Raw genomic sequence first — 23,521 nt, 5'->3', positions numbered from 1 at the left:
ATTTCTGTCTGGAGGTACCGCAATGAAGACCCTGTTGACCGCAAGCATAGTCGCTTTTGCTTTTGGTGGCGCATTGCACGCAAGCGAAGAAAGCAAGACATGGGACGCATCAGATGAAGCGAAGCAATTTGTGCAGGACACAATCGTGCTTGGCATGTTGGCCAGCCCTTACGGGACCGGTTGGACCGAGTATGAGCAGCTGCACACTTACTTCACACGGGCCCGGGAAAACGGCATCACGGGGCATGAGATGACGCTCGCTGCGGCGGATATGTCCTTTGAGACTTTTCTTGAACAGCATTACCATTTCCGCGCGGCGATGGCGCAGCAACCGGAAAACTACCTGATCGTGAACGAAACCCGCGATATTGAAGCCGCCCATATTCAAGGAAAGACGGCGGTCATCTGGAACAGCCAAACGGCCACGATTCTGGACGGCGATCTAAAGAAGATGGCCCTGCTCAAGGATATGGGGATCAAGAGTATGATCCTGGCCTACAATGACATCTTCCGAACCGGATCAGGGCAATTGGCGGCCTACAACGGGCGCGACATCGGGCTGACCCCTTGGGGGAAGTCTGTCATCGATGAAATGGTGCGGTTCGGTATCCTGCTGGACCTCAGCCATACCGGTTCCAAAACGGCCAATGACGCCATGGATTACATGGATGAGACCTACCCCGGTGTACCCTATGTTTACACGCATTCAGTCCCTGCCGGTCTTTATGCGAACGAACCCAATGCCACGCCGCGCGGGTGTTATCGGGCCATTCCCGATGATGAGGCGCTGCGCGCGGCCAAATCGGGGGGATATGTTTCTCCGACATTCACCGAATGGATGATGGACGGTGTCTGGCCCGAGGATATCTCTCCCAAACAAGCCGCTGATATGATCGACTACTACGTTCAACTTGTGGGCGTCGACCATGTCGGGATCGCAACGGATGACATGTTCTCGCTCGAACTGGTCGTGGAGTTCGCGACTGCAAACGCGAGCATGTACGATGACGGAGGGTACATGATCGATGCCTTCAACAAAGGGGCGACCGGCAACGGCGAACTTGCCAAAATTCTGGCCGCGATTACCGATGATCTTTGGGCGCGTGGCTATTCCAACGAAGACCTTGCAAAGATCTATGGCGGCAACAAGATGCGGGTCTACGCGCAAGTCTGGGAAGGCAAACCGCCCGAGCAGTTTCTGAAGGAATACCCCGAGCGTTTGCGCCTCAGGCAAGAGCTTCGTGATGGGTTCTATTCGCGATAGAAACGCAAGCGTGTGCATGAAGCTGGTCGACTAGGCGTGGCCAATTTCATTTTGGGCAAGTTGGCCCGGCTCTCAGCCTTTCAACGCATCGACAGCCGTTTTCAGCCGCGTGTTCGCCCACAGGTTAGCTGCCGCCGCGGAACGGATATCAGAGTTGAACAAACCCATCGGACCCATCACCGCGGGCCGGAACCCGCGCGCAGAAACCGGCGAGGTGACTGTCAGGCAATCCACTGGTGCAGTGCTGGGATGGGGATGGTGGGTGATGAGAGACTCGAACTCCCGACATCTTCGGTGTAAACGAAGCGCTCTACCAACTGTTACACAGACGCTCCGCTGTCTGAGCTAATCACCCGTGACGGATTGTGCGTGTTTTCCCAAAGCATCAACTGCGGTTTTCTCAGGTGAACCCTCGTGGTTCGAGTACGACACTTACTGTAACGGAATCAGAGGTCAAGTCGTTACATGTACGAGAAGGAGAGTTTGATAGGCTTACAAGTTGCTATCGAATTGCTCTGACAGCCACCAAAACAAAGTCAGACAAACAAACTACTAGAGGCGAATTTAGCGATTGCTTCCAACGAGGACGCCAGTGTAGCCCCAAGTTTCGTCTTACCAAGAGTAGGCAACTCGTCGGTTCCGGGAGGCTAAAAAGATATCTAGGGCGAGGCAGAATTTCGCTGCTTGCAATCCAACCACACAAAAACCGTAAAAGCTGGCAGTCGTTTTTTGGTTGCTTGCCACTGCAGCACTATCACGGCATGGTTGCAGAAAATTTGAATACGGTACCTTCAATGAACAGTATTTCGTTTGACGTGTTGATAGACGACACACTCATGAACGTCACAACTACGTCCCAACTGAAAGATGTAGTAAATAAACATGTACTGAGTTTGGTGAATAATTTTGAGGATGGAAAATGGAGATATCCTAAATTTCAAAGTTACCTTTGGGACAACATTGCTCAGACAGCGCTCTCAGAGAATGAACGATCTGCTCTGATAGACAAAAGCCATTCTAGCCTCATTGCCTCAGCAAAGAACTTGCGGCTCACAGACAAAGACAATATCGGCCAAGGAAGCGAGATTGCGGAAGTTTTCTTGTATGGTCTGATGAGGCATCGTTTCGGCGCTCTGCCGGTAGTCCCCAAGATATTCTACAAACAAAATGTTCAAGACAACGCCAAGGGAGCCGACAGCGTTCATATTGTAGTAAATGAGGACGACTTCACGCTGTGGTTTGGAGAAGCAAAATTCTACAACTCGATAGCGGACGCTCGACTAGACTCTATTGTAACGTCGGTTCTGAATTCGCTTTCAACTGACAAACTGAAAAAAGAAAACGCGATTATTACAAATATCTCTGACCTCGATAGCCTTCCTCTTTCATTGACCTTACGCAACAAAATCAAGGCCGCTCTAAACAACCGTGAATCGATTGATCAGCTTAAACCGAAAATTCACATTCCTATTCTTATTTTACATGAATGTTCCATAACGTCCAAAGCAACGGACATGGATGATGACTACAAGAATGAGATTACCGAACACCACAAAAACCGAGCCGACGCGTATTTCAAGAAGCAAATTCTTAAATCAAATCAAGTTTATAAATACAGTGATTTGAACTTTCACATCATCCTTTTCCCAGTCCCGAGCAAGAAGACGATCGTTGACGCATTCGTAAAAGCCGTAGCCTTTTACAAGGAGCAGGGCTAATGGACGAGTTTGAGGTTTGTCACAAAATAAATGAACTTCTTTCGCAAAAGAATGAAGTAGCCGCTAGAAACCTATTGATACGTTTGCTGGCTGACCTGAACCGCGAAGGAAAGCCTTATGCACCGGTCGTAAACCATATGATCCGTGCCACGGGTCTATACCCTTACTTGCAAGTAAAAAACGCGACATGGGATCAAAAGTTCGTCCATCAAGCGTTTGAAGTCGACGTCGGTCGACAATTGGCTACGCTGCATCGAGAACAGTCAAATGTCCTCGCAAAGCTGCTAGACGGCGAAGACATAGCGGTAAGTGCACCGACGAGCTTTGGAAAGAGCTTCATAATCGATGCCTTCATCGCGGCAAAGCAGCCAAATACAGTAGTAATTATTGTCCCTACTATTGCTCTAATGGACGAAACACGGAGACGGTTGTTCAAAAAGTTCTCTGAAAACTACACGATAATTACGGCTCCGGATACTCAACTTGGGTCAAAGAACATTTTGATTTTCCCTCAGGAGCGTGCGTTTGGATACCTGTCGACTCTTTCTGAGATTGATTTGCTGGTAGTTGATGAATTCTACAAAGCTAGTCGAATACATGATCGGGACCGGGCACCTTCTCTGATCAAGGCGATCCTCAAATTATCAAAGAAAGCGAAGCAGAGATATTACCTTGCTCCTAACATCAAAACTCTAAGTGACAATGCCTTCACCAGAAACATGGAGTTCTTAGAAATCCTCGACTTCAACACCGTCTACTTGGAAATAAACGAGCTGTATAAGGAGTTTGGTGACGACGAGGAGCGGAAGGGTGAAAAGTTAGTTGAGATAATTTCTCAAGGTGCTCAGAAGTCATTGATTTACGCTGGCACATACTCAGAAATCGAAAAAGTTTCAAAACTTGTCATTGATAAGATGCCGACTGTCGATCGAATCTATACTACGCATTTTGCAAGGTGGCTTCGGGAGAACTACCAATCTGACTGGGCGCTAGCGGACCTTGTCGATCGCGCCATAGGGGTCCACAACGGGAGCATGCACAGGTGCCTAAGCCAACTCCAAGTAAAGCTCTTCGAGTACGAAGACGGGTTTGACAGCATTGTGTCGACTTCCTCAATTATCGAGGGTGTAAATACCTCTGCACAAAACGTTGTAATCTGGCGCAGCAAGCTAGGAGGAAGTAATCTAAAAGACTTCAGTTACAAAAACATCATTGGTCGCGGTGGCCGTATGTTTAAGTACTTCGTTGGAAACATTTTTTTGCTGGATGCCCCACCTGAGACAGAGGATACCCAGTTAGAAATCGAATTCCCAGAACAAATTCTTGGGACTTTGGACGAAGAACACGACGCTGATCAACTCACCGAACCCCAAGTCGACCGAATTATTGAATTCAGAGACCAGATGTCAGCAATAGTGGGAGCGGAAAACTTTTCAGCGATTAGGCGTCAAAACCTTCTTCAAGACAGTGACGCAGAGTTCTTGCTTCGACTGGCTACCGATATGAAGGAAAACAAGGAGGAATGGCGTGGCTTCGGTTACCTTAACTCAAGCCGACCAGAAGACTGGGAGAGGATGTTGTATAAGGTCCTGAGGTTGAAACCCGGAAATTGGGATGCCCAGTTTGGCAAATTGGTGACTACAACGAAAGTGATCTCACAGAACTGGGATCGGGATTTGTCTGAGATAATCGGTTCTTTAAGACAAAGCGGGATTCAGATTGATGAGTTCTTCAAGCTTGAGCGTACCATCACCTTTAAGCTCTCGGCTCTACTCAGCGACACAAATGAACTACACAAAATGATTGTCGATCCAGAAGTCGACGTTTCGTCGTTCATTGGAAGAATGAGCCGCGCTTTCCTACCCAATGCCGTATATCATCTTGAAGAATATGGATTGCCAAGAATGATTTCGAAGAAGATTGATGTCGCTGGTGTAGTCAATTTCCAGGACCCAAACATGGACCTTGGTAGCGCATTGGAACGGTTCAAAAGTATCGGCTTAGAAGAGGCCTTAGGCATAAAGCTACTGGGTCCATTCGATCGCTATGTCGTTAGGTTTTTCTTTGATGGCATAACTCTTGACGAAAGAGTTGGTACTCTTGGCACGAACTAGATGCCGAAATAAGGCGTGGCATTGGTGCTGATTCAAACACAGCTCTCAAATCCCCATAGCCCTAATGCCGGGTCACGAGCTTGAATTCATTCGGGCTGGTGGGTGGGTCTAATACCGGCTTAATAAATAGTCCATTCAATGCTTCAATTTTCAAACAATATCTGTGGGCAGCAAAGACTGATTTTAAGTTCGTTGCTCAAGATTGAGCCCAGAGCCAATATGGTAGTAGGTAGGGCATCAGGTGTTTCTAGCTGCCTGCGATGCTTCATAGTGGAGGTCAACCAAGTGACATTGCCGTCTATATCCAAGTAAAACCAGCCGACGGTTATTGATACCAGAATCCAAAAACCATAAGCTGGTTGCTTTAACACCTATTTCAGCACTGGCATTCCACATCCGCTGACAGGCGGGTCTCATTGACGATCCGATAGACCGATCTTTGGGAAATACTCAAGCGCTGGGCGATCTCGTGTTTCTTATACCCCTGCCCGAGCAGCTGCAGTACTTCAGATGTCTTCATACGTGCCGTTGGCTTCCTCCCTTTGTATTTACCCTCAGCTTTAGCTTTGGCGATCCCCTCTCTCTGCCTCTCCAGCATCATCTCTCGTTCGAACTGAGCGATGGACCCGAGCACATTCAACATGAGCTTGCCTGTAGCTGTGGACGTATCAAGGGACATATCGAGTACCCTCAGTGCGACGCCTCTCTTTGTGAGCTCATCCACGATCTCGCCTAAATGCCTGACTGAACGAGCAAGGCGGTCAAGCTTGGTGACAATGAGGACATCTCCTTCTCTGCAGTAGCTGAGAGCTTCACTGAGCGCCACTCTACGGGCAACAGAGGAGACTTGTTCTGAGTAAATTTTCTCGCATCCAACTTCTGAGAGTGTCGTCTGCTGGGCTTCAAGTCCGGCTTGTTGTTCCAGTGTAGAGGTTCTTGTATATCCAATGATCATGTTGGTGGTTCCTTTAGGTTCTAAGATGTTGAGTCAATTCCCTGCCAAAAGCAGAAACCAACTTCATTGCCACCATTTCCGCCACCCTCAGCAGATGGACACAGAACCTTGGCCTATTGGCAGCATTTTTGTCTGGAAACAAAGGGGTGGGGGGTTTCAGAAACCGACTTCAAAAAGGAGGGGGTTTATTGTTCTTATTATTGCCTCTGATAAACAGCACCTCGGTGGTCTCGAAGGATGCCAGAACCTATCAACTCCAAGACTTGAATTAGTCATGAGCAATGTTCAGACTTGCTGCCTGATGACCGATAGGTTTTCAAACTCGGTGAACTGATACATGAAACAGGATAAGACAATGAAAGATGTCGAGTACGTTCGAGAAGTACTGTCTCAAGACTACGATTCAGAACTCCCGAGTGAAATTCCTTATCCTTTACTTGATACCGTCATCGAAGCAGAAGAATTTGATTACCTTTCTGGTATGGTCGAAGGAGAGAGACCAAACGGTAGTCAAAGCAGAGAGGGTAAAGACTACCTATGGTTCAATCATGGTGAGAAGTCGATTTTGACCCACCGTTTTATCGCGGCATTAACAATAGGGAAGTGGGTTCCTCGAGCCTTCCACGTGGACCACATTAACCATGATCCCTCTGACAACAGACCGCAGAATTTGCGCATTGTGACGCCTCGTGACAACGCTGGAAATAGACGCAAGGTGCTTCTGTCAGAACTTGCAGACCTTGATGCTTTGGCTGCGGAGTTAGCGGAACGCAAAGAACAGGTAACCGAACAAACACAACCTGTGCCCGAGATTGAGGTCGCTGAAGAAATTAGAGAACCAGTTGTACCGCCTCCGAGGGTCATCCGTGATGAACCGAGAGACAGTTATGAAACACATCCTCAAAGTTGGATGGGATCGCCTAAATACACTGGCGAGACAAAGCCAGCAAAGTACGCTGGTCCATATGGCGGTGCGTGGTACAAGACGTCGCTAGGCTCCTGGCATCTGCTTTTTGAGACGCCAGCTGAACTCAAAGAGGACAGTAATTAGTTTGTTTGGCTTCGGCTAGATCAGTCTCTCTACATCGAATAGGTCAACACTAACTTCATTCTCAATACGGTGTGCTTTACACCTAGAGCTCTTCAAAATGTGTAACCTTATGATTACGCATGGTGGCCTATGCTGAATTTTTAGAAGTAGTTATAGGTAGCAGCTTCTATCAAGTAATCCTCAACATTCTCTAAGTGATGCTGAGGAAATCGATTTAGGTAGATGCTCCTAAGCAGTAAATCCTCGGCATACTCAGGTTTAACGGCATTAAGTGTGATTTAAGTAGCTGCTCCAATAACGTACTCTCAACCGTCACTATGCCAAACGCTAGGTGTCACTCGTTGACCAACTAGGTAACGTTTTTGAAGAAGTCCTGAGAGCTCTCTGAGTGTAACCTCATACTACTAAAGTATGCGGAGGGCGGATTAGCTTCAAATTGACAATCATCGAATTGGCCCGAGTCGACCGATTCGGTAACGATATTGTTGATCCGCTCAAAGTCCTCTTTTGTGGGTATGCGACATTGCAATCGGTCGGCCTTGAGGGACAATCTTGCAGACCGTTCAGGGTCGGTCACAGAGCAATCCTCAGCTTCCACACGGAGCATTTCGATGTATTGCTCTTGAGAATCCAAAGGTTTGTTCATACGTTTCTCAAGAAATTGCCTACGCTTTGGTGTCATGGGGGCTGGCTGCGATCTATTGTGGTCGATCTCTGCCAATTCCAGTTCCTCACCATCAAGGACACGTCTAAGATAGGTCTTAATGGAGACCCCAAACTGCTGCTGAGTATATGCATTTGCAGCTTTGGCAAAATTCATTCGACCATCAAGCCGTGGCTCTGCTTTAAGCAGTGATGGGTCACGCAGAATGTTTCTGAGCCCAGAATCAACATCAACGAATGAGAGGATGTGCTTCATAAGTCCATATCGTTCGATCGGTGGCGCAGAATAGATCATCTCTGCAAGGTCTTTGGCGCGAACGTAGTGTCGTTCATTCCGGCGAGCATTCTCGGATTTGCGACCACCCCTTGAGGTGTTGTGCGTGGCTGCCTTTTGGCAAACTCTAGAGCAGAATTTTTGGTTAGACCTCTTTGGTTCAAAATTATGGTTGCACTGCGGGCATGACTTCAGCTCCACCAAAGTGGTTGTTAACGTGGTCATTAAGTTGTCCTGTGATTAGGTTGGCGCTGGGCGCAAACGGACCTATCGCTACGCTGCTGCTAAGGTATTGCTGCTAAAAAACAAAAAATCCGTTGTGCTTCCTTAACGGTACAGTTGAAGACCTCTTACCTTGGACTGATCCAAAGGAGCCTCATCAATAATGATCTCGTACCCGTCCAGCAGACCCATCTGAGCAACGTCAGCAAGGTTATTGAACATGGCGTGAGTGGTGACGACGTTGTGCCCCGAAGTATTGTCCTCAGTTGCAGATACTGTCGTTCCCAAGAGGATGTAAAAAAGGCCGCAAGTGTTTTCACTGCGACCCAAAGTTTCATTATTCTATTCAGATGCTGCAAACGCTCAAACACAGATAGAGATTTGTCTCCAAGCCCAATAGGAGCTGTCGATAGATCAAAATCGGTTACGCTTCCTTGACGGTACACTTAAATGCATCTTGCATTGGATCAGTCCAAGGGAACCGCTCCGATGAGACTCCCTCCAAGCTCCTTGTGTAGGACCTCGAATGTACTCCTTATGACTCCGTGTAAATCCGCTCTTTTCGCATAAACGCTTATGCCGATGTCGTCTTTGTTGGAGTGACCCACGATGAGATTTCTTGCTTCTCGGGAGACGCCAGCATTCACGAGAGAAGAAACAGCAGTTCTCCTGAACGAGTGCATATCCCAAGTGGAATTATCTCCATCAAGGTTCTTTCGGGCTTTCTCCAATGCCTTCCCTAAGTAATGACTGGGGTATCTGTCGTAACCACCCAGTGCGATGCGAGGAAATAACCTACCGATATTATCTGGGCAACTTGGCTCCACAACGGTTGCCCTGTTGGTTGCTTCCCTCAATAGCTGACAATCCTCAGCACCAATGATCATTACATCTCTTATTCCGGCTTCTGTCTTGCTCTGAGGGATGCTGATTTTGATATGATCCCCTTTGTCCTCAATGTCCTTCAAGTACCTCGAGCAGATTTCATTGAGTCTGCATCCAGTAACCCATAGCAGTCTTACTGTGACATACATCTCGAACTGGTACTTGAGACCACTGTTGCCAGAGATGTATTGCAGCAGCTTTTGAGCTTCATCTCTAGTGACAGGCCTCAGTTTTTTAACACGTGGGTCCTTCTTCCTTCTTTGACCTGCCACACGCCTCAGGAGAGAGCCAAAGGGGTTCCGCATATCGGGATCAACCAAACCCCAATGATCCAGTACACGCCAATAAGAAGCCAAGCAAGATTGGCACGATTGAAGAGAGCGACCTGAGAGTGCTTGCCCAGTTCGCTTGGAGGGAGTGGCCTTAAGGTGCTCAATGAATCCCAGGGCCAGAGAGCGGTTAATGTCCGTGACCTGTATGTTTCCAGAGTACGCCTCAAATGTCCGAAGGTGTTGGCGATACCTAACCTTTGTGCTGCTATTTATCCCGTCCGATTCAGCTAACCACCTGTCGGCGGTATCTCTCACAGTATTCTCACGTTTCGGAATGTTTGGGCGAATTGCTTGAGACGGTGTTTGTCCTTCGGTGATCGCTTTAAGGATTTGCTCAAGGACTTTTGGGCGGCGCTTCAAGGCTTCTGCTAGGTCCTGAGTCCCCAATCCTCTGACAATCTCTCGTTTGCCAACAGTGTTTTGGTATTCTGTCGGTACAGCCACCCTGAGAGCGTACCCTTTGCCTCTAAGGAACAATCCTCTGGGTAGTCCAGCACGGTTTTGAAGTTGCGATTCCCGTACATTCATCCTCAATTGGTCTCCAAGTTCTCGTTACAAGAGCCTGAGTAAACCATTGAAAATAAACGGAATGGTGGGTGATGAGAGACTCGAACTCCCGACATCTTCGGTGTAAACGAAGCGCTCTACCAACTGAGCTAATCACCCGTGACGGTGCATGTAGCCAAGCCTGCGGGCGGGCGCAAGAGGGTGGGGTGGAATTTCTTGAATAGATTTGTTTCACCGGGAACGGTGGGAGGACCGCACGCCCAATGCCTGGGCCTTTGGCCAAAAACGTTGTCCGATCGAAGTTTTTTCTACCTTATCCAAAGTGCGTCAGGAAACGCGCTTGCGTGGTCCATGCAGCCTCCGATATTCCCAAACAGGATGGTAACTTTCCAGTCGGGAGTTTTAATGGCCCTTTCAATGGCCCGCCGAACAGTTTTTGCCTCTATGGTTCTGATCGCAGTTCTGCTGGCTCCGATACGGGCTGGGGCAGAGGGGATATTGGTATTCGCTGCAGCCAGCCTGAAAACCGCGCTGGATGAGATTGCGTTGGACTACACGCAGCAGACGGGCGTGGATGTGATCGTGTCATATGCGGCCTCGTCGGTCTTGGCGCGCCAGATTCAATTGGGTGCGCCGGCAGATGTGTTTATTTCCGCAAACCGGGATTGGATGGACGCGCTGCAAGGGGGCGGATGGATCGACCCTAAATCGCGGGTGGATCTGTTGGCAAATGGGCTGGTTCTGATTGGACCGGCGGACCGGGCGTCGGATGGACAGCTTGCCCCCGGATATGATCTCTCGGGTCAACTGGCGGGCGGTTATCTGGCTATGGCTTTGGTGGACGCGGTGCCTGCGGGCATTTACGGCAAAGAGGCGTTGCGGACTCTTGGCTTGTGGGATGCGGTGCAGGGGCAGGTGGCGCAATCGGACAATGTCCGCGCGGCGCTGGCTTTGGTTGCAACCGGCGCAGCCCCGCTGGGGGTTGTCTACCGATCTGATGCTATCGCTGAAACGCGTGTCGGCGTTGTGGGCACGATACCGTCCGAGGCGCATCAGCCGATTGTCTACCCTGCTGCTTTGACCGGTGCTGCCAACAAAGACGCCGCAGGGTTTCTGGATTATTTACAGACCAAGGACGCTGAGGTCGTGTTTCTGAACCAGGGCTTTGCCCTGCCGGGCGAGTGACGCAGATGGAGTGGTTGGGTCCGGCAGAGTTGGAGGCGTTGAAGCTGTCATTGCGCGTGTCTTTCTGGGCGACGCTGGCAACTTTGCCCTTCGGCATATTTGTGGCCTACGCGCTGGCGCGCTGGCGGTTTCCGGGTCGTCAGGTCCTGAACGGGTTGGTGCATTTGCCGCTGATCCTGCCGCCTGTCGTCACTGGATACCTGTTGTTGCTGACCTTCGGCATTCAAGGCCCGATGGGCCGGTTTCTGGCCGAGTTTGGAATTGTCGTCGCGTTTCGCTGGACCGGGGCGGCTTTGGCCGCAGGGATCATGGCCTTTCCACTGATGGTCCGCGCCATTCGCCTGTCGATCGAAGCTGTGGACCCACGGCTGGAACAGGCCGGGTCAACGCTTGGGGCCTCGCGTCTGATGGTATTCGCGACTGTAACTCTGCCGATGATCCTGCCGGGGATCATCGCGGGCTCGATCCTCGCGTTCGCCAAAGCGATGGGAGAGTTCGGGGCAACCATCACCTTTGTGTCCAACATTCCGGGGCAGACCCAGACCTTGCCCTCGGCCGTATACGCCTTCCTGCAGGTTCCGGGCGGTGAGGCCGCTGCGACCAGATTGGTGATCATTTCGATCATCATCGCCATGTCTGCGCTGCTGCTCTCGGAATATGTAGGGCGGCGCGCCGCTGCCCGGGTGGCCGGGACATGAGCCTTTCTGTTCGCCTGCAACACAGCCTGCCGGGGATCGATCTGGATCTGACCTTTGACGCGCCGCCGGGGGTGACGGTTCTGTTCGGACGCTCCGGGTCGGGCAAAACCACGGTGGTCAACGCCGTCGCCGGGTTGCTGCGGCCACAGGCCGGTCGGGTCGCCGTGGATGATTGGGTTTTGTTCGACACCGATCACCAGAACTGGCTGCCCCCGCACAAACGGCGTCTGGGCTATATCTTTCAAGAGGGGCGCCTGTTCCCGCACCTGACCGTGCGCCAGAACCTTGCCTATGGCCGCTGGTTTGCGCCGCGCAAGGCAAAGCGGGAAAACCCCGACAAGGTCATCGAGATGCTGGGGATCGGTCATCTGCTGGATCGCCGTCCGGCCATGCTGTCAGGCGGTGAGAAACAGCGCGTTGCCATCGGTCGGGCCTTGCTGGCCAGCCCGCGCCTGATCCTTGCTGATGAGCCTTTGGCCGCGTTGGATGACGCGCGAAAGGCCGAGATCCTTCCCTATTTCGAACGCCTGCGCGACGAAGTGTCGGTCCCGATCCTTTATGTTACCCATTCAGCGGCCGAGGTCGCACGTCTTGCGACGTCGGTGGTCGCGCTGCAGGACGGCAAGGTGGCGCGTCACGGTCCGGCGTCCGAGGTTCTGTCCGACCCGTCCGTCGCCCCTGCCGGTATTCGCGCCGTGGGGGCCGTGCTGCAGGTGCGGGTGCGGGAACATCATTCTGACGGTTTGACCGAGTTGGATGCCGGGGGCGAGCGGTTGTTCCTGCCGCGCATCGCGCATCAGGTCGGGGAAACCCTGCGCATTCGTATCCCCGCGCAAGAGGTTATTCTGTCCAGCAACCCGCCCGAGGGTCTGTCGGCCCTGAATGTGCTGAGCGGGCAGGTGGATTCGATCCGTGCGGGCGACGGGCCGGGTGCGATTGTGTCGGTAAAAACGCCAGCGGGCATTGTTCTGGCGCGGGTCACGCGACGCTCGGTCTCGGCGTTGGGTCTGCAGCCCGGCGTGGCGTGCCATACGGTGATCAAAACCGTTGCGCTGGCACCGCAGGATGTTGGCGGGCGGATCGTGCAGGACAAATGACAGGGGTTCCTCTGGCCGCTTTACTCGTGCTGCACGGCATCTATGTTATTGACAGAGAACAGAGTTCATTCAGGGTGTTTTGCCTATGAGACTTTTAACAGCTCTTTTGGTCACAGGCGGGATGGTTATGCCCGGTTTGGCGCAAGCTGTCGGATTTGGCCTGAGCGTTCAGCCCCAGTACCGGACCGAGATCACTCAGGTCGGTGAGGGAACCTACAGCGTCAAAGCCATCGGTTCGTCCGCCCCGGTGAACTATTGGTGCGGCATTGGGGATTTTGCGATCCGTTCGCTGGGCGTGCCGAACAACCAGCGGATTTACATCTCGAAAGCCTATGAGCCGGGTGTGCGGACGGTTGAGTTCTCGCTGACCCCGCCGCCGGGTGCGGATACGAACCCCGGATACTCGATCACCGTCAAACGCGTGGGTGAGAATATGTCGGCTTCCTCGGCGCAGAACTACTGCTATGACAACTTCATAGATTTCGGGTTCTGAGCTTTAGATCCATTTCGCCAGCGGCGGCAGGCTCATTAGCACGGCATCCGGGTCGTGCCCGGTTTCCAGTCCGAATTTCGTGCCTCGGTCATAGACCAGATTGTATTCGGCGTAGAGGCCGCGATGCACCAGCTGCGTCTCTTTATCGGCGTCCGAGAATAACTGCACCCGGCGCTTTTCAACCAGCGGCAGGAAGGCGGGCAGGAAGGCTTTGCCGATGTCCTGCGTCAGGGCGAAATCGGCCTGCCAGTCGCCGGTACAATAATCATCCATAAAGATACCGCCAACGCCGCGGGCACGTTTGCGATGGGGGATGTAGAAATATTCGTCGGCCCAGTCTTTCAGTCGCGGGTAATGGCCGGGGCCGTGCGGGTCCAGATGCGCCTTTTGCGTCGCGTGGAAATGGGCCGTGTCCTCATCATATTCGATGCAGGGGTTCAGGTCTGATCCACCGCCGAACCACCAGGCGTGCGGGGTCCAGAACATGCGCGTGTTCATATGCACCGCCGGGACATGGGGGTTCTGCATATGCGCCACCAGACTGATGCCCGACGCCCAGAACCTTGGGTCTTCGGTCATTCCGGGGATCCCCTTGCGCGCCGCCATTGCCTGCTGCGCGCGTTCGCCCAGCGTGCCATAGACGGTCGAGACATTGACCCCGACCTTTTCAAAGACACGCCCACCGCGCATCACCGACATCAGACCGCCGCCTGCGTCCGAGCCATCGTCGGAGTGGCGGGTGGTTTCCTTGACCTCGAACCGACCCGGTCGGGCGTCCGAGAACGGGCCTGTGTCGTGGCTGTCTTCCAGCGCTTCAAAGGCGGCAACAATGTCATCGCGCAGTTGACGAAACCAGGCAGAGGCAGTGGTTTTTTCTGTATCGAACATTGGGTCTTAGTGCGCTGGCGCGGCAACAGGATCCAGCAGGGTCCGGCCGCCGTCGATTGTCAGGATTTGCCCGGTTATGAAGCCGGCTGCGTCGGATGCGAGAAACTGGGCCGTTTCCGTCAACTCGGTGGGCGCCGCAATGCGGGCCAGCGGGGTATGTTTTTCAATGTCATCCCGAAAGTCGCGGTTTTCCTTGAGCGTGGACTGCAAGGATGCACTCATGACCGATCCCAGCGCGATGGAATTCACGCGTATCCGGTTCGGAGCCAGTGCAACGGCCAGCGAGCGTGTCATCTGATCCAGCGCAGCCGTAGACACTGAATAGGCCATCAGATCGGGATGGGTTCGGCGGGCGGCAATCGAGGACAGGTTGATGATCGATCCGGCCGGGTTTTCGTCTTCGTCCCCGGCCTGTTTGATCATGCGCTTGGCCACCAACTGGCTGAGACGCAACGCGGGCATCAGGTTCTGGTTCAGCAGCGAGCGGACCGAGTCGTCATCGGGGTCCAGCGGATCGGACGGGATCACCTGCCGCGCGCCGTTGATCAGAATGTCCACCTGATCGAACGCGTCCAGCGTGGCCGACAGAAGGTTGGCGATGGTCAGTTTCTCGCGCAAATCGCCTGCAAAATAGCGGATATTGCTGTCATCTGCCTGCTCGCCCAGTTCCTCGACCAGACGCTTTTCGTCCATATCGGCGAACATCACGTTGGCCCCTGCATCGGCAAAGTGGCGTCCGATGGCCAGCCCGATCCCATTGGCCCCGCCTGTGACGATTGCTGTCTTGCCAGCTATGGAAAAGGACATCCGAATCCTCCTGAGTTGGGGGGCAGGTTAACGGGCCTCAGCGTCGAGGGCGAGAGGCATGAAAGACCTTGAACCGATTGTCACCGGCAACCTCTTCCACATGCGCGAAAGTCTCGGCCAGCGTGGCCTCGTAGGGCAGGTGGCGATTGGCGACCATCCACAGATCGCCATTGCGGGTCAGGTTGCGGGCGGCAGCGGTGATAAACCCCTGACCCAACGTGGGATCAGCGCTGCGCGAGGTGTGAAAGGGCGGGTTCATGATGACGGTATCGCAAGGCTCGCTGGCCTTCCACGTCACGGCATCCGCCCAGTGAAACACGGCCCGGTCGTTGGTCACATTGGCGCGGGCACAGTCGAGCGCCGTGTGATCCGCCTCGACCAGATGCAAGGATGTGATGCGGTCGCGCTTCAGCAATTCGGCTGACAGGTACCCCCAACCGGCCCCCAGATCGGCAAAGCGTGGCCCCAGCTTCGCGGGCAGGGTTTGCAACAGAAGCGCCGAGGCCGGATCAATGCCATCCGCCGAGAATACGCCGGGCGCGGTCCGATACCCTTCGACCACCTGCGCGTTCGGCGCGGCCCAATCGGCAAAAGCCTGAGGCTCGGACCGGAACCAGAATATCTTGCCATGTGCCTTGGACAGCGGCCCATCGACAGGCACACGCTTGCGTACATCTTTCAGGATACTGTCCACGCCATCGGTCTTGGCCCCGTCAACAACAACCAGGCCGCCGGCGCGGGTGCAGGCCTGATGGATCAGCGCGCGGGCCAGAGCTTTGGCGCGGGGCAAGAAAACAATTGCGTCGTTGCAGGGTGCGCCCGCTTCGGGCACTGCGGCGAAACCCAGCGACGCAAAGTGATCGTGAAATGGTTTGAACGGCTGCACGACCTGCGTATCACGCGGCAGGTCGGACAGATCCTGTTCGGGCGTCGGGCCGATCACTGTCAGCGGGTGCGACAGCGTCAAACCGCTTTGCAGGGCGAGATCGAGGCGAGGGGACATCTTCGAATGCGTCGAACAGCAGCGCGGGGCTTACTCTTCGCGCTCCATTGTACATTGCAGCGGGTGCTGATGGCGGCGGGCAAAATCCATCACCTGACCCACCTTGGTTTCGGCAATCTCGTGGCTGAACACGCCGACGACGGCGACGCCCTTCTTGTGCACGGTCAGCATGATCTCGAACGCCTGCGCATGGGTCATGCCAAAGAAACGCTCAAGCACGTGAACCACAAACTCCATCGGTGTGTAGTCGTCATTCAGCAGCAACACCTTATAGAGCGGAGGACGCTTGGTCTTTGGCCGCGTCTGAACCAGAACGGACGAGTCGGCATCGTCATCCGATTTGTCAGACATCATCCAGGGGTTTTCCAGCATCGCGCGCTTCTGTCCGATTCAGGCATTGGGTTTATCTGAGCGCTTATATAACGTCGATGGGCGCAGAGAAAAGAGGAAGAGAGCGTATTCTGAATGGTGGAAAAACTGACCACAATCGGGTTCGACGCGGATGACACCCTTTGGCATAACGAACGGTTCTTTCAACTGACGCAGGCGCATTTCGCCAGCTTGCTGAAAGACCACGCCGACCGCGATCACCTGATGGAGCGTCTTCTGGCCGCCGAGAAACGCAATATCCGTCACTATGGTTACGGCATCAAAGGCTTTGTCCTGTCGATGATCGAAACGGCGATTGAGGTGACCGAAGATCGTGTGCCTGCATCCGTGATCCGTCAGTTGATCGAAGCCGGGCAAGAGATGTTGGCCTATCCGATCGAGTTGCTTCCCCATGCCCGCGAAGCCGTTGAGGCGGTCACCAACGAGTACCGCGTTGTTTTGATCACCAAGGGCGATCTGATCGATCAGGAGCGTAAACTGGCCCAATCGGGGTTGGGTGACTTGTTCGACGCGGTCGAAATTGTCTCGGAAAAGACAGCCGACACATACCGGTCGATCTTCACCTCACATGGCGATGGCCCGGCGTCGGCGATGATGGTCGGCAACTCGATGCGGTCAGATGTTGTGGCCCCGATTCAGGCTGGTTCTTGGGGCGTTTACGTGCCGCATGGTCTGGTGTGGGAGGTCGAGCATGCCGACGCCCCCGTCGATGATCCGCGATTCCGCGAGCTGCGGGATTTGGGCGATCTCAGCGATCTGATCCAGGAACTCGGGTGATGTTGCCATTCGGCCTCAGTTCCGAAAAATCCGCTTTGGGATACGCCCCGTTCCCGCCAACTTCGCCGATGTAGTAGGGCCAGGGTCGCGTCGCGCCTAGATATAGCTGCGGGTGCGGGCCATAACGAAACTGCGAAAACCGCAGCTTTCGGTTTATTTCACACCGTCCCTGTGTTAGCCTTTCTGACAAGCAGAATAAATTTTAGCTGACCGGGAAAACCCGGCGGCGCGAGGCAGACAGAGGCAAAGATCGTGCAGATTCGGCGGACAGTTCCGGCCCGAATGGGCTTATTTCTCATCGCATTGTTGATGGTGCTTTCTTTTGCGCCGCTTAAATCTTTTGCCGCACCCTACGCCGCCATGGTGATCGATGCCCGCACGGGCGAGGTTCTTCATTCCCGCAATGCGGACACCCGGCTACATCCGGCATCGCTGACAAAGATGATGACGCTGTATATCGCGTTCGAGGCGGTGCGGAACGGCGAGATCACATTGGATACCCCGGTTCGTATCACGCGGGCTGCGGCGGCAGAGCCACCTTCGAAACTGGGCCTGCGCTCGGGCCAGACCATCGCCTTCCGGTACCTGATCCGCGCGGCGGCTGTGAAATCGGCCAACGACGCAGCAACCGCCATCGGCATCGCGCTCAGCGGGTCCGAGGCCGCCTTTGCGCGTCGCATGACCCGCACGGCCAAGGCCATGGGCATGAGCCGCACGACCTTCAAGAACGCACACGGGTTGACCGAGTCGGGGCATTTGTCCACCGCGCGCGACATGACCACGCTGGGGCGGCATCTGCTGTATGATTATCCGCAGTACTACAACCTGTTCTCGCGCCAATCGACCCATGCCGGGATCAAGACGGTTCCCAATACGAACCGCCGCCTGCTGGCTGCATACCGGGGCGCGGACGGGATCAAGACAGGCTACACCCGTGCTGCGGGCTTCAACCTTGTCGCCTCGGCCAAGCGTAAGGATGAGCGTATCATCGCAACCGTGTTTGGCGGCAAATCCAGCGCCTCGCGCAACGCCAAGGTGGCCGAACTGCTGGATATGGGCTTCCGCCGTGCGCCGTCACGCGCACCGATCCGCAAACCTGCGCGGCCCTCTTACGCGGGCAATACGGGGCTTGGCGGCTCGACTCAGGTGGCCAGCATCAGCGGCGCGCCCAAAGCCAGCCTGCGCCCGGTTCTGCGTCCAAGCGCGGCCACGCAAGTTGCCAGCGCAATCGCCGAGACGGCAGATCAGGATCGTGACCGTATCCAAAGCGGCATCGCTGCGGCAATTGCCGAGGCTGATATTGCACCCACCGCTCCTCCGGTCGAAAGCTCGGACACACGCCCTGCATTGCGGCCCGACAACCTGGTTCTGGCATCGACACAACCTGCGGAACAGCCCGAACCCGAGCAGGAGGTCGTCACCCGCCTGTCCACATCCGGCGGGCATCTGTGGGGCGTCAATGTCGGTCGCTACACCACGCGATATGAGGCCGAGAAGATCTTGCTGAAAACAGCGCTGTCGGAAATGACCACGCTGGAGGGCACGCTGCGCAAGGTTAACCAAAGCTCGAAAGGGTTCGAAGCAACGTTCCAGGGCATGACCCGCGAACAGGCCGATCTGGCCTGCCGCCGGTTGCAGGCGCGCAATGTTACCTGTTTCATGATCGGGCCGTCATAAGACCCGGCATATTCTCTCCTGATGGGTCTGGGCTGCGAGGTTTCGCAGCCCTTTTTTCATCCGGGCATGTCAGTCGAACACATGGCCATGTTCATACTGCTCGTCCTGCCCGGCGGCTGCCGTTAGTGCGGCCACGTTGTCCTTGGTAAAGAACCCGTCATAGTGGTGGCAGCGTTCGATATATTCGGTGATCAGCAGCGTGTTCTTCGAGTGTTTCGAAAAGATCTGTTTCAGGTTCGGATCGTCTTTGCATTCGCCTACCACATGCGCCAGGAACGGCACGCCCTTGTCTTTCAGGGTATTAACGACGAAATCGACATTCTTCTCACCCGCGCCATGATCGCCGTCTTGTATCTCGACCGCCATGTGGTGCAGGCGGCGCCCGAAATTGCGCACGAAATCCTCGGTCGGCATCGGCAGTTTGGCGAAGGAATTCACAAAGGACGGCGTGTTGTTGGCGGTGAACACCTTGGCCGGGGATTTCTTGTCGTCATCCACATTGGCGTTGCGGTTCACATTGGTGGACGAGTTCATGTCGAAGATGTTGTACGCGCCCCAGAAGTAATAAGGCACCATGGTCAGAAATTCGAGGATCGCGTCCTCACGCTCACCCGCCAGAACCCGCGTGGCAAGGTGGTCGATCCCCAGCATCAGCGGCCCAATCTTGCTGTCCTCGGCAAACGCGGCCGCCTCATCCAGTTTCGCCTTCTCGGCATCGCTGAGCAAAACGCGATCCCCGAGGCCCAGACTGTCTGGATCATTGAAATCCAGCGTCGAGTAACCGACCCGATTGCAGGTGAAATCGGACGGGGTGGTAAACCGAAACCCGTCCAGCGTGTAAAAGGGGTTCTCGGTGTCGCCCGCATACTCGAACCGAATGTTCTGATCTTCCAGCGTCTTGGTAAGCGCGCCTAGATCGCTGGCGGCAAAGACCTCGCCCACATACCGGGTTTGGGGCGTATTGCGGGCCAGCGGATACATGCGGTTGATACGCGGGATGAAGTCTTCAAATGTTTCGCTCAGCGGTGCCATCACCATCAGTGCCGGGTAATCGGCATGTGAATGCAGGACCGAGAACTTGTGTGTCCTCCCCAAATAGCTGGCCGAGTGGCGATAGGGCGTCATCACATACAATTCGACCAAGGTATCGAACAGAGCGGCGGTTTCGACCTGTATGACAATCGCCCGCATGGGGCCAACCTGATCCGCGATCCCCGAACTTGTCCGCCGTTCATAGACCATCGGCAGGTATTCGTGAAAGAAGTCCGAGTTCTTCTTGTCGCCTCGGGGTTCATAAGACATCAGATCGAAAGACATTGGCGCCTCCTTGCGGAAATCTGGCTGCAAGCGTGTTGCTGCAATAACGGTATTCAGAACATGCACTTGCAGGCATGCTAGGCGCTGAACCCCGTTCGGGCAACAGCCAGACCCTGGACCGCCTGGATTACGGCCAGATGGCTATCTGGTGAACTTTGTCACCTCGACCCCGCCCGCAATCAGGTTTTCCCGGACCGAGCGGGCGATCTGCACTGCCGTCGGCCCGTCGCCATGCAGGCAAATCGTATCGATTGAGGTCTCAAGCCGTTTGCCGGATTCAGTGATGATCGCGCCCTCGCGAACCATGTTCAGGATGCGCGGCCCGGCGATATCGGCATCATGGATCACCGCGCCGGGCAAGCTGCGGTCGACCAGAGTGCCGTCGTCGTTATAGGCACGGTCGGCAAAGATCTCGCCCACCCATTTGCAGCCAAGCTCGCGCACGGCCTCTTCCTGTTTTGTCACCGCCAGCACCATGATGATGATTTCCGGATCGACATCCAGCGCCCCCTGATAGCAGGCCCGCGCCATGTCGATATCGACCGAGCACATATTGGCCAACGCCCCATGCAGTTTCAGGTGCCGGACCTTGGTGCCAACAGCAGCCGCCATCCCCATCGCCGCGCCCAATTGATACCGCACCAGATTGCGCAGGCTGTCATGGGGCACTTTCATATTGCGCCGGCCAAAGCCCTGAAGATCAGGAAAGCCGGGATGTGCGCCGATGCCCACATCGTTCTCGGCGGCTAAGGCCATCGTCTTGGCCATCACGTCCCAGTCGCCCGCATGAAACCCGCAGGCGATATTGGCAGAGGTGATGATCTTCAACAGGCTTTCGTCATCACCCATCTTCCATGGGCCAAAGCTTTCGCCCATATCAGCATTCAGATCCACGCGCGGCATCTAACGGTCTCCTTGGTCGGTGGCAGAGATCACTCCGCCGATCAATTGGTAGGACAACAGGTCCGGAATGTCATGCGGGTCGCGCACCAGCGGTTCAACGCGCCCCGGCAGGTGGGCAAGATCCGCCCGAAAGGCCGCATCCAGTTCTATCGCCTGATCCATCGTCACGAATTCGAACCGGATCGTGCCACCTGCGGGGGTTTGCGCGGCGCGCGGCATATCGCAGGGCAGAATGGTTGCAATCCGGGGGTAACCGCCGGTCGTCTGGCATTCGGGCAGCAGGATGAACGGGTTGCCGGTTCCGGTCATCTGGATGTCGCCGGGGGTGATGACCTCGGACAGGATGTTCAACTGCCCCTTCGCGGCGAACCCCTCACCGTCGCTCTCCATCTGCACGCCCATCCGGTTGGCGCGGGCACCCCGCCGGAACTGGGTTTGCGTGAAACGGCCCAGCGTCGTGTCATCAAACAGTGGGGTTTGAAAGCTGGCCACAACGCGCAATGTGCCGCCGTTGAACCGGTCGCTGGGGGGCAGCTTGCGTCCGGCCTCGCCTGCATCCGGCCCCGCGGGAAGCGTATCGCCCGCCTCGACCGCGCGCCCGATTTTAGCCGTCAGATGGGTCGCGCGTGAGCCAAGAAACACCTCGGTATCGATGCCACCACCCACATGCAGGTAGCCATAGTTGCCCCGCAGGGTCGCACCAATCGTCAGGCGTTGCCCGGGTTCCAGATGATGAGATGCGTTCCAGACTACAGGCGCGCCATCGATACTGGCCTGCATAGGCGCGCCGGTCAGCGCGACCCGCGCGGGCTGAGTGGCTTCGAACTCGCCCCCCATGCCTGCCATTTCCAACGCGGCCAAGTCCGGGCTTTGCCGCAACAAGGCCGCGCCTTCATGCAGCGCCAGAATGTCGGCCGCCCCGGACCGGGACAGCCCCTGATCCAGATACCCCTTGCGCCCCTGATCCTGAATGGTGCCTGCGGGGCCGATACGTCTAACAATCAGGCTCATGACGCAATCTCGTGACACGTTGCGCCGCCAAGGCCGTCTTCGTTGTTCGAGCGAATGTTCTGCAACTCGTCACGCGAAACGGGATCAAACTGCAATTCGTCGCCGGGCCTCAGAGTGAAGGTCTCCTCCATCTCGGGCCGGAAACACCGGAACGCAGTTTGACCGATATGCCGCCATCCGGTCGGGGTGGGGCCGGAAAACAGAACAAACTGCGAAATCGCAAGGACCAGAGCCCCCTCAGGCACCATCGGGTTCAACTCTTGCAGGCGCGGTATGTCGAACTCGGGCCCAAGGGGGCCGAGGTAAGGCTGGCCCGGCGCAAAGCCAATCGTCAGAACTCGCACGCGGGACTGGCTGAGGCGGCGAATGGCCTCGGCGGTGCTCAATCCGGCGGCGGCTGCCGCTTCATCCAGTTGCGGGGCAAGATCGGTACCGTACACAGTCGGAACCCGCCACAACCTGCGCCCCGTCGGCAAGGGCGTCGCATACCAATCCTGCTGTTCCAAAAGCTGATGGAGGCTGGCTGTGATTTCACCGTAGGTCAGCTGCTGCGGATCATACCGCACATAAGCCGACCCAAGAGACGCCGAGGTCTCAACAATCCCGCTCAGGCCCAAGGCATCAAGCGCGGCCCGAAACGCCAGCGCGGCCCGGTTTGCGGTATCCGACATAGTGTCTGCAAACGTCACCAGGGCTCCGTCAAAGCCGACATTGCGTATAGCAGGAAAAGTGGGGGTGAGGGTCATGTCCGTCCCGCATCATCGTCATTGCTTGTTCCCTGGGAACCAGAGCGCATCGCGCAGAGATGCGCAAGGTCGGGTGCGGTGTCAGGGTGGCTTTTCAATGCCATCCAAATCTTTCCTGCGCACTTCATGCCGTTGGGCGCGGGAAACTATCCCGATTCATCGATTCATGCGGTGTTGAGCAAGGCCGATTCACCACACCGAGTCGCGTAGCCTAGTAGTCGGTGGCCATCGATGCCCTATATATAGTGGTGGACTGTGTAGGCCTTGGTTCGGAACAGCGACTGCGAGGCCCCACAAGTACCCCGCAGGTGCAGAGATTGGTGTTTGGTGGGTTGCCAAACAATTGAAAAGTATATATTTTCCCTGAGTATGCAAAAAAATGCGCCAGAATGCATTTTTCTGCTTGCGGCTATGAAAGGTTATGCTTAGAACGCCCTTCACCGGCGCTGCTGAGGCGCTCGGGACGCGGCGGGAGCGGCGGAGACGCATCGGAGAGACGGTGGGCATTCGGAGGTTTTTGATTGGGCGGTAGCGCTGAGTGATT

Annotated in this window: 21 protein-coding genes, 2 tRNA genes and 1 pseudogene; 10 read left to right on the top strand and 14 right to left on the bottom strand. The window is 55.0% G+C overall.

Features of this window, described 5'->3' with window-relative positions; genetic code table 11:
- The first annotated feature begins 22 nt into the window (after window positions 1–22).
- Complete coding sequence (locus tag ACR0MO_RS19370) at window positions 23–1,264, top strand: membrane dipeptidase (protein ID WP_170455447.1); 1,242 nt, start codon at window positions 23–25, stop codon at window positions 1,262–1,264.
- Window positions 1,265–1,520: 256 nt separating this feature from the next.
- Here ACR0MO_RS19370 and ACR0MO_RS19365 read toward each other — a convergent pair.
- Window positions 1,521–1,619, bottom strand: a tRNA-Val gene (locus ACR0MO_RS19365).
- Between the two features lie 481 nt (window positions 1,620–2,100).
- On the opposite strand from ACR0MO_RS19365, the gene ACR0MO_RS19360 reads away from it, so the two are divergent.
- Window positions 2,101–2,982, top strand: a complete 882-nt coding sequence (locus ACR0MO_RS19360) for a HamA C-terminal domain-containing protein (protein WP_480892946.1) — start codon at window positions 2,101–2,103, stop codon at window positions 2,980–2,982.
- Entirely contained in the window at window positions 2,982–5,096 is a 2,115-nt protein-coding gene (locus tag ACR0MO_RS19355; protein ID WP_480892944.1) for a DEAD/DEAH box helicase, read from the top strand. The genes ACR0MO_RS19360 and ACR0MO_RS19355 overlap by 1 nt, the downstream gene beginning before the upstream one ends.
- 376 nt (window positions 5,097–5,472) lie before the next feature.
- Here the strand turns inward: ACR0MO_RS19355 and ACR0MO_RS19350 are convergent, their stop codons facing one another.
- Complete coding sequence (locus tag ACR0MO_RS19350) at window positions 5,473–6,051, bottom strand: recombinase family protein (RefSeq protein WP_480892942.1); 579 nt, start codon at window positions 6,049–6,051, stop codon at window positions 5,473–5,475.
- A gap of 355 nt (window positions 6,052–6,406) precedes the next feature.
- Here ACR0MO_RS19350 and ACR0MO_RS19345 point away from each other — a divergent pair, with 355 nt between their 5' ends.
- Window positions 6,407–7,102 (top strand): HNH endonuclease signature motif containing protein, encoded by a 696-nt coding sequence (locus ACR0MO_RS19345; RefSeq protein WP_170360327.1) that lies wholly within the window; start codon window positions 6,407–6,409, stop codon window positions 7,100–7,102.
- Window positions 7,103–7,451: 349 nt separating this feature from the next.
- Here ACR0MO_RS19345 and ACR0MO_RS19340 read toward each other — a convergent pair whose 3' ends face one another.
- The 4 genes and pseudogenes from ACR0MO_RS19340 to ACR0MO_RS19325 all read right to left on the bottom strand — a co-directional run bounded on the left by ACR0MO_RS19340 (window position 7,452) and on the right by ACR0MO_RS19325 (window position 10,144).
- Window positions 7,452–8,264 (bottom strand): hypothetical protein, encoded by an 813-nt coding sequence (locus ACR0MO_RS19340; RefSeq protein ID WP_170360329.1) that lies wholly within the window; start codon window positions 8,262–8,264, stop codon window positions 7,452–7,454.
- A 464-nt stretch (window positions 8,265–8,728) separates the two neighbouring features.
- Entirely contained in the window at window positions 8,729–9,466 is a 738-nt protein-coding gene (locus ACR0MO_RS19335) for a tyrosine-type recombinase/integrase (protein ID WP_170360331.1), read from the bottom strand.
- A 354-nt stretch (window positions 9,467–9,820) separates the two neighbouring features.
- Window positions 9,821–10,006: pseudogene (locus ACR0MO_RS19330) on the bottom strand (DUF6538 domain-containing protein); the annotation flags it as partial.
- A 62-nt stretch (window positions 10,007–10,068) separates the two neighbouring features.
- A tRNA-Val gene (locus tag ACR0MO_RS19325) sits at window positions 10,069–10,144 on the bottom strand.
- 246 nt (window positions 10,145–10,390) lie between these two features.
- Between ACR0MO_RS19325 and modA the strand changes: the two genes are divergently transcribed.
- From modA to ACR0MO_RS19305, 4 genes are all read left to right on the top strand, one after another.
- Window positions 10,391–11,170 (top strand): molybdate ABC transporter substrate-binding protein, encoded by a 780-nt coding sequence (gene modA, locus ACR0MO_RS19320; protein ID WP_170455445.1) that lies wholly within the window; start codon window positions 10,391–10,393, stop codon window positions 11,168–11,170.
- 5 nt (window positions 11,171–11,175) lie between these two features.
- A complete protein-coding gene (gene modB, locus ACR0MO_RS19315; protein WP_170455694.1) occupies window positions 11,176–11,868 on the top strand; it encodes a molybdate ABC transporter permease subunit in 693 nt (230 codons plus the stop codon).
- Window positions 11,865–12,965, top strand: coding sequence for a molybdenum ABC transporter ATP-binding protein (gene modC / locus ACR0MO_RS19310; RefSeq protein WP_480892939.1), 1,101 nt, complete (start codon window positions 11,865–11,867; stop codon window positions 12,963–12,965). The genes modB and modC overlap by 4 nt, the downstream gene beginning before the upstream one ends.
- Before the next feature lie 85 nt (window positions 12,966–13,050).
- Window positions 13,051–13,458, top strand: a complete 408-nt coding sequence (locus tag ACR0MO_RS19305) for a hypothetical protein (protein WP_170633117.1) — start codon at window positions 13,051–13,053, stop codon at window positions 13,456–13,458.
- A gap of 3 nt (window positions 13,459–13,461) precedes the next feature.
- On the opposite strand, the gene hemF is transcribed toward ACR0MO_RS19305, so the two are convergent.
- Genes hemF through clpS form a run of 4 tightly spaced genes read right to left on the bottom strand, consistent with a single transcriptional unit; the run spans window position 13,462 to window position 16,528 of the window.
- Window positions 13,462–14,346, bottom strand: a complete 885-nt coding sequence (gene hemF / locus ACR0MO_RS19300) for an oxygen-dependent coproporphyrinogen oxidase (RefSeq protein ID WP_480892937.1) — start codon at window positions 14,344–14,346, stop codon at window positions 13,462–13,464.
- A 6-nt stretch (window positions 14,347–14,352) separates the two neighbouring features.
- On the bottom strand, window positions 14,353–15,153 hold the full coding sequence (locus tag ACR0MO_RS19295; RefSeq protein WP_170455437.1) for an SDR family oxidoreductase: 801 nt from the start codon (window positions 15,151–15,153) through the stop codon (window positions 14,353–14,355).
- Between the two features lie 37 nt (window positions 15,154–15,190).
- On the bottom strand, window positions 15,191–16,156 hold the full coding sequence (locus ACR0MO_RS19290) for a class I SAM-dependent methyltransferase (protein ID WP_480892935.1): 966 nt from the start codon (window positions 16,154–16,156) through the stop codon (window positions 15,191–15,193).
- A gap of 30 nt (window positions 16,157–16,186) precedes the next feature.
- Entirely contained in the window at window positions 16,187–16,528 is a 342-nt protein-coding gene (gene clpS / locus ACR0MO_RS19285; RefSeq protein WP_170455433.1) for an ATP-dependent Clp protease adapter ClpS, read from the bottom strand.
- Between the two features lie 93 nt (window positions 16,529–16,621).
- Here clpS and ACR0MO_RS19280 point away from each other — a divergent pair, with 93 nt between their 5' ends.
- Both ACR0MO_RS19280 and ACR0MO_RS19275 read left to right on the top strand, forming a co-directional pair.
- On the top strand, window positions 16,622–17,323 hold the full coding sequence (locus ACR0MO_RS19280) for an HAD family hydrolase (protein WP_170455431.1): 702 nt from the start codon (window positions 16,622–16,624) through the stop codon (window positions 17,321–17,323).
- A 282-nt stretch (window positions 17,324–17,605) separates the two neighbouring features.
- Entirely contained in the window at window positions 17,606–19,000 is a 1,395-nt protein-coding gene (locus ACR0MO_RS19275; RefSeq protein ID WP_480892932.1) for a D-alanyl-D-alanine carboxypeptidase family protein, read from the top strand.
- A gap of 69 nt (window positions 19,001–19,069) precedes the next feature.
- On the opposite strand, the gene ACR0MO_RS19270 is transcribed toward ACR0MO_RS19275, so the two are convergent.
- The 4 genes from ACR0MO_RS19270 to ACR0MO_RS19255 all read right to left on the bottom strand — a co-directional run bounded on the left by ACR0MO_RS19270 (window position 19,070) and on the right by ACR0MO_RS19255 (window position 22,977).
- Window positions 19,070–20,317 (bottom strand): hypothetical protein, encoded by a 1,248-nt coding sequence (locus tag ACR0MO_RS19270; RefSeq protein WP_480892930.1) that lies wholly within the window; start codon window positions 20,315–20,317, stop codon window positions 19,070–19,072.
- 141 nt (window positions 20,318–20,458) lie between these two features.
- Complete coding sequence (locus ACR0MO_RS19265; RefSeq protein WP_170522470.1) at window positions 20,459–21,220, bottom strand: 5-oxoprolinase subunit PxpA; 762 nt, start codon at window positions 21,218–21,220, stop codon at window positions 20,459–20,461.
- Entirely contained in the window at window positions 21,221–22,231 is a 1,011-nt protein-coding gene (locus ACR0MO_RS19260; protein ID WP_170522474.1) for a 5-oxoprolinase subunit C family protein, read from the bottom strand.
- Complete coding sequence (locus ACR0MO_RS19255; RefSeq protein WP_480892928.1) at window positions 22,228–22,977, bottom strand: 5-oxoprolinase subunit B family protein; 750 nt, start codon at window positions 22,975–22,977, stop codon at window positions 22,228–22,230. Before ACR0MO_RS19255 ends, ACR0MO_RS19260 begins: the two co-directional genes overlap by 4 nt.
- Window positions 22,978–23,521 lie beyond the last annotated feature (544 nt).

This window comes from Ruegeria sp. K5 (assembly GCF_056531805.1).
The sequence above is the reverse complement of the archived record's forward strand: the minus strand, read 5'-3'. Positions and strand labels throughout refer to the sequence as shown.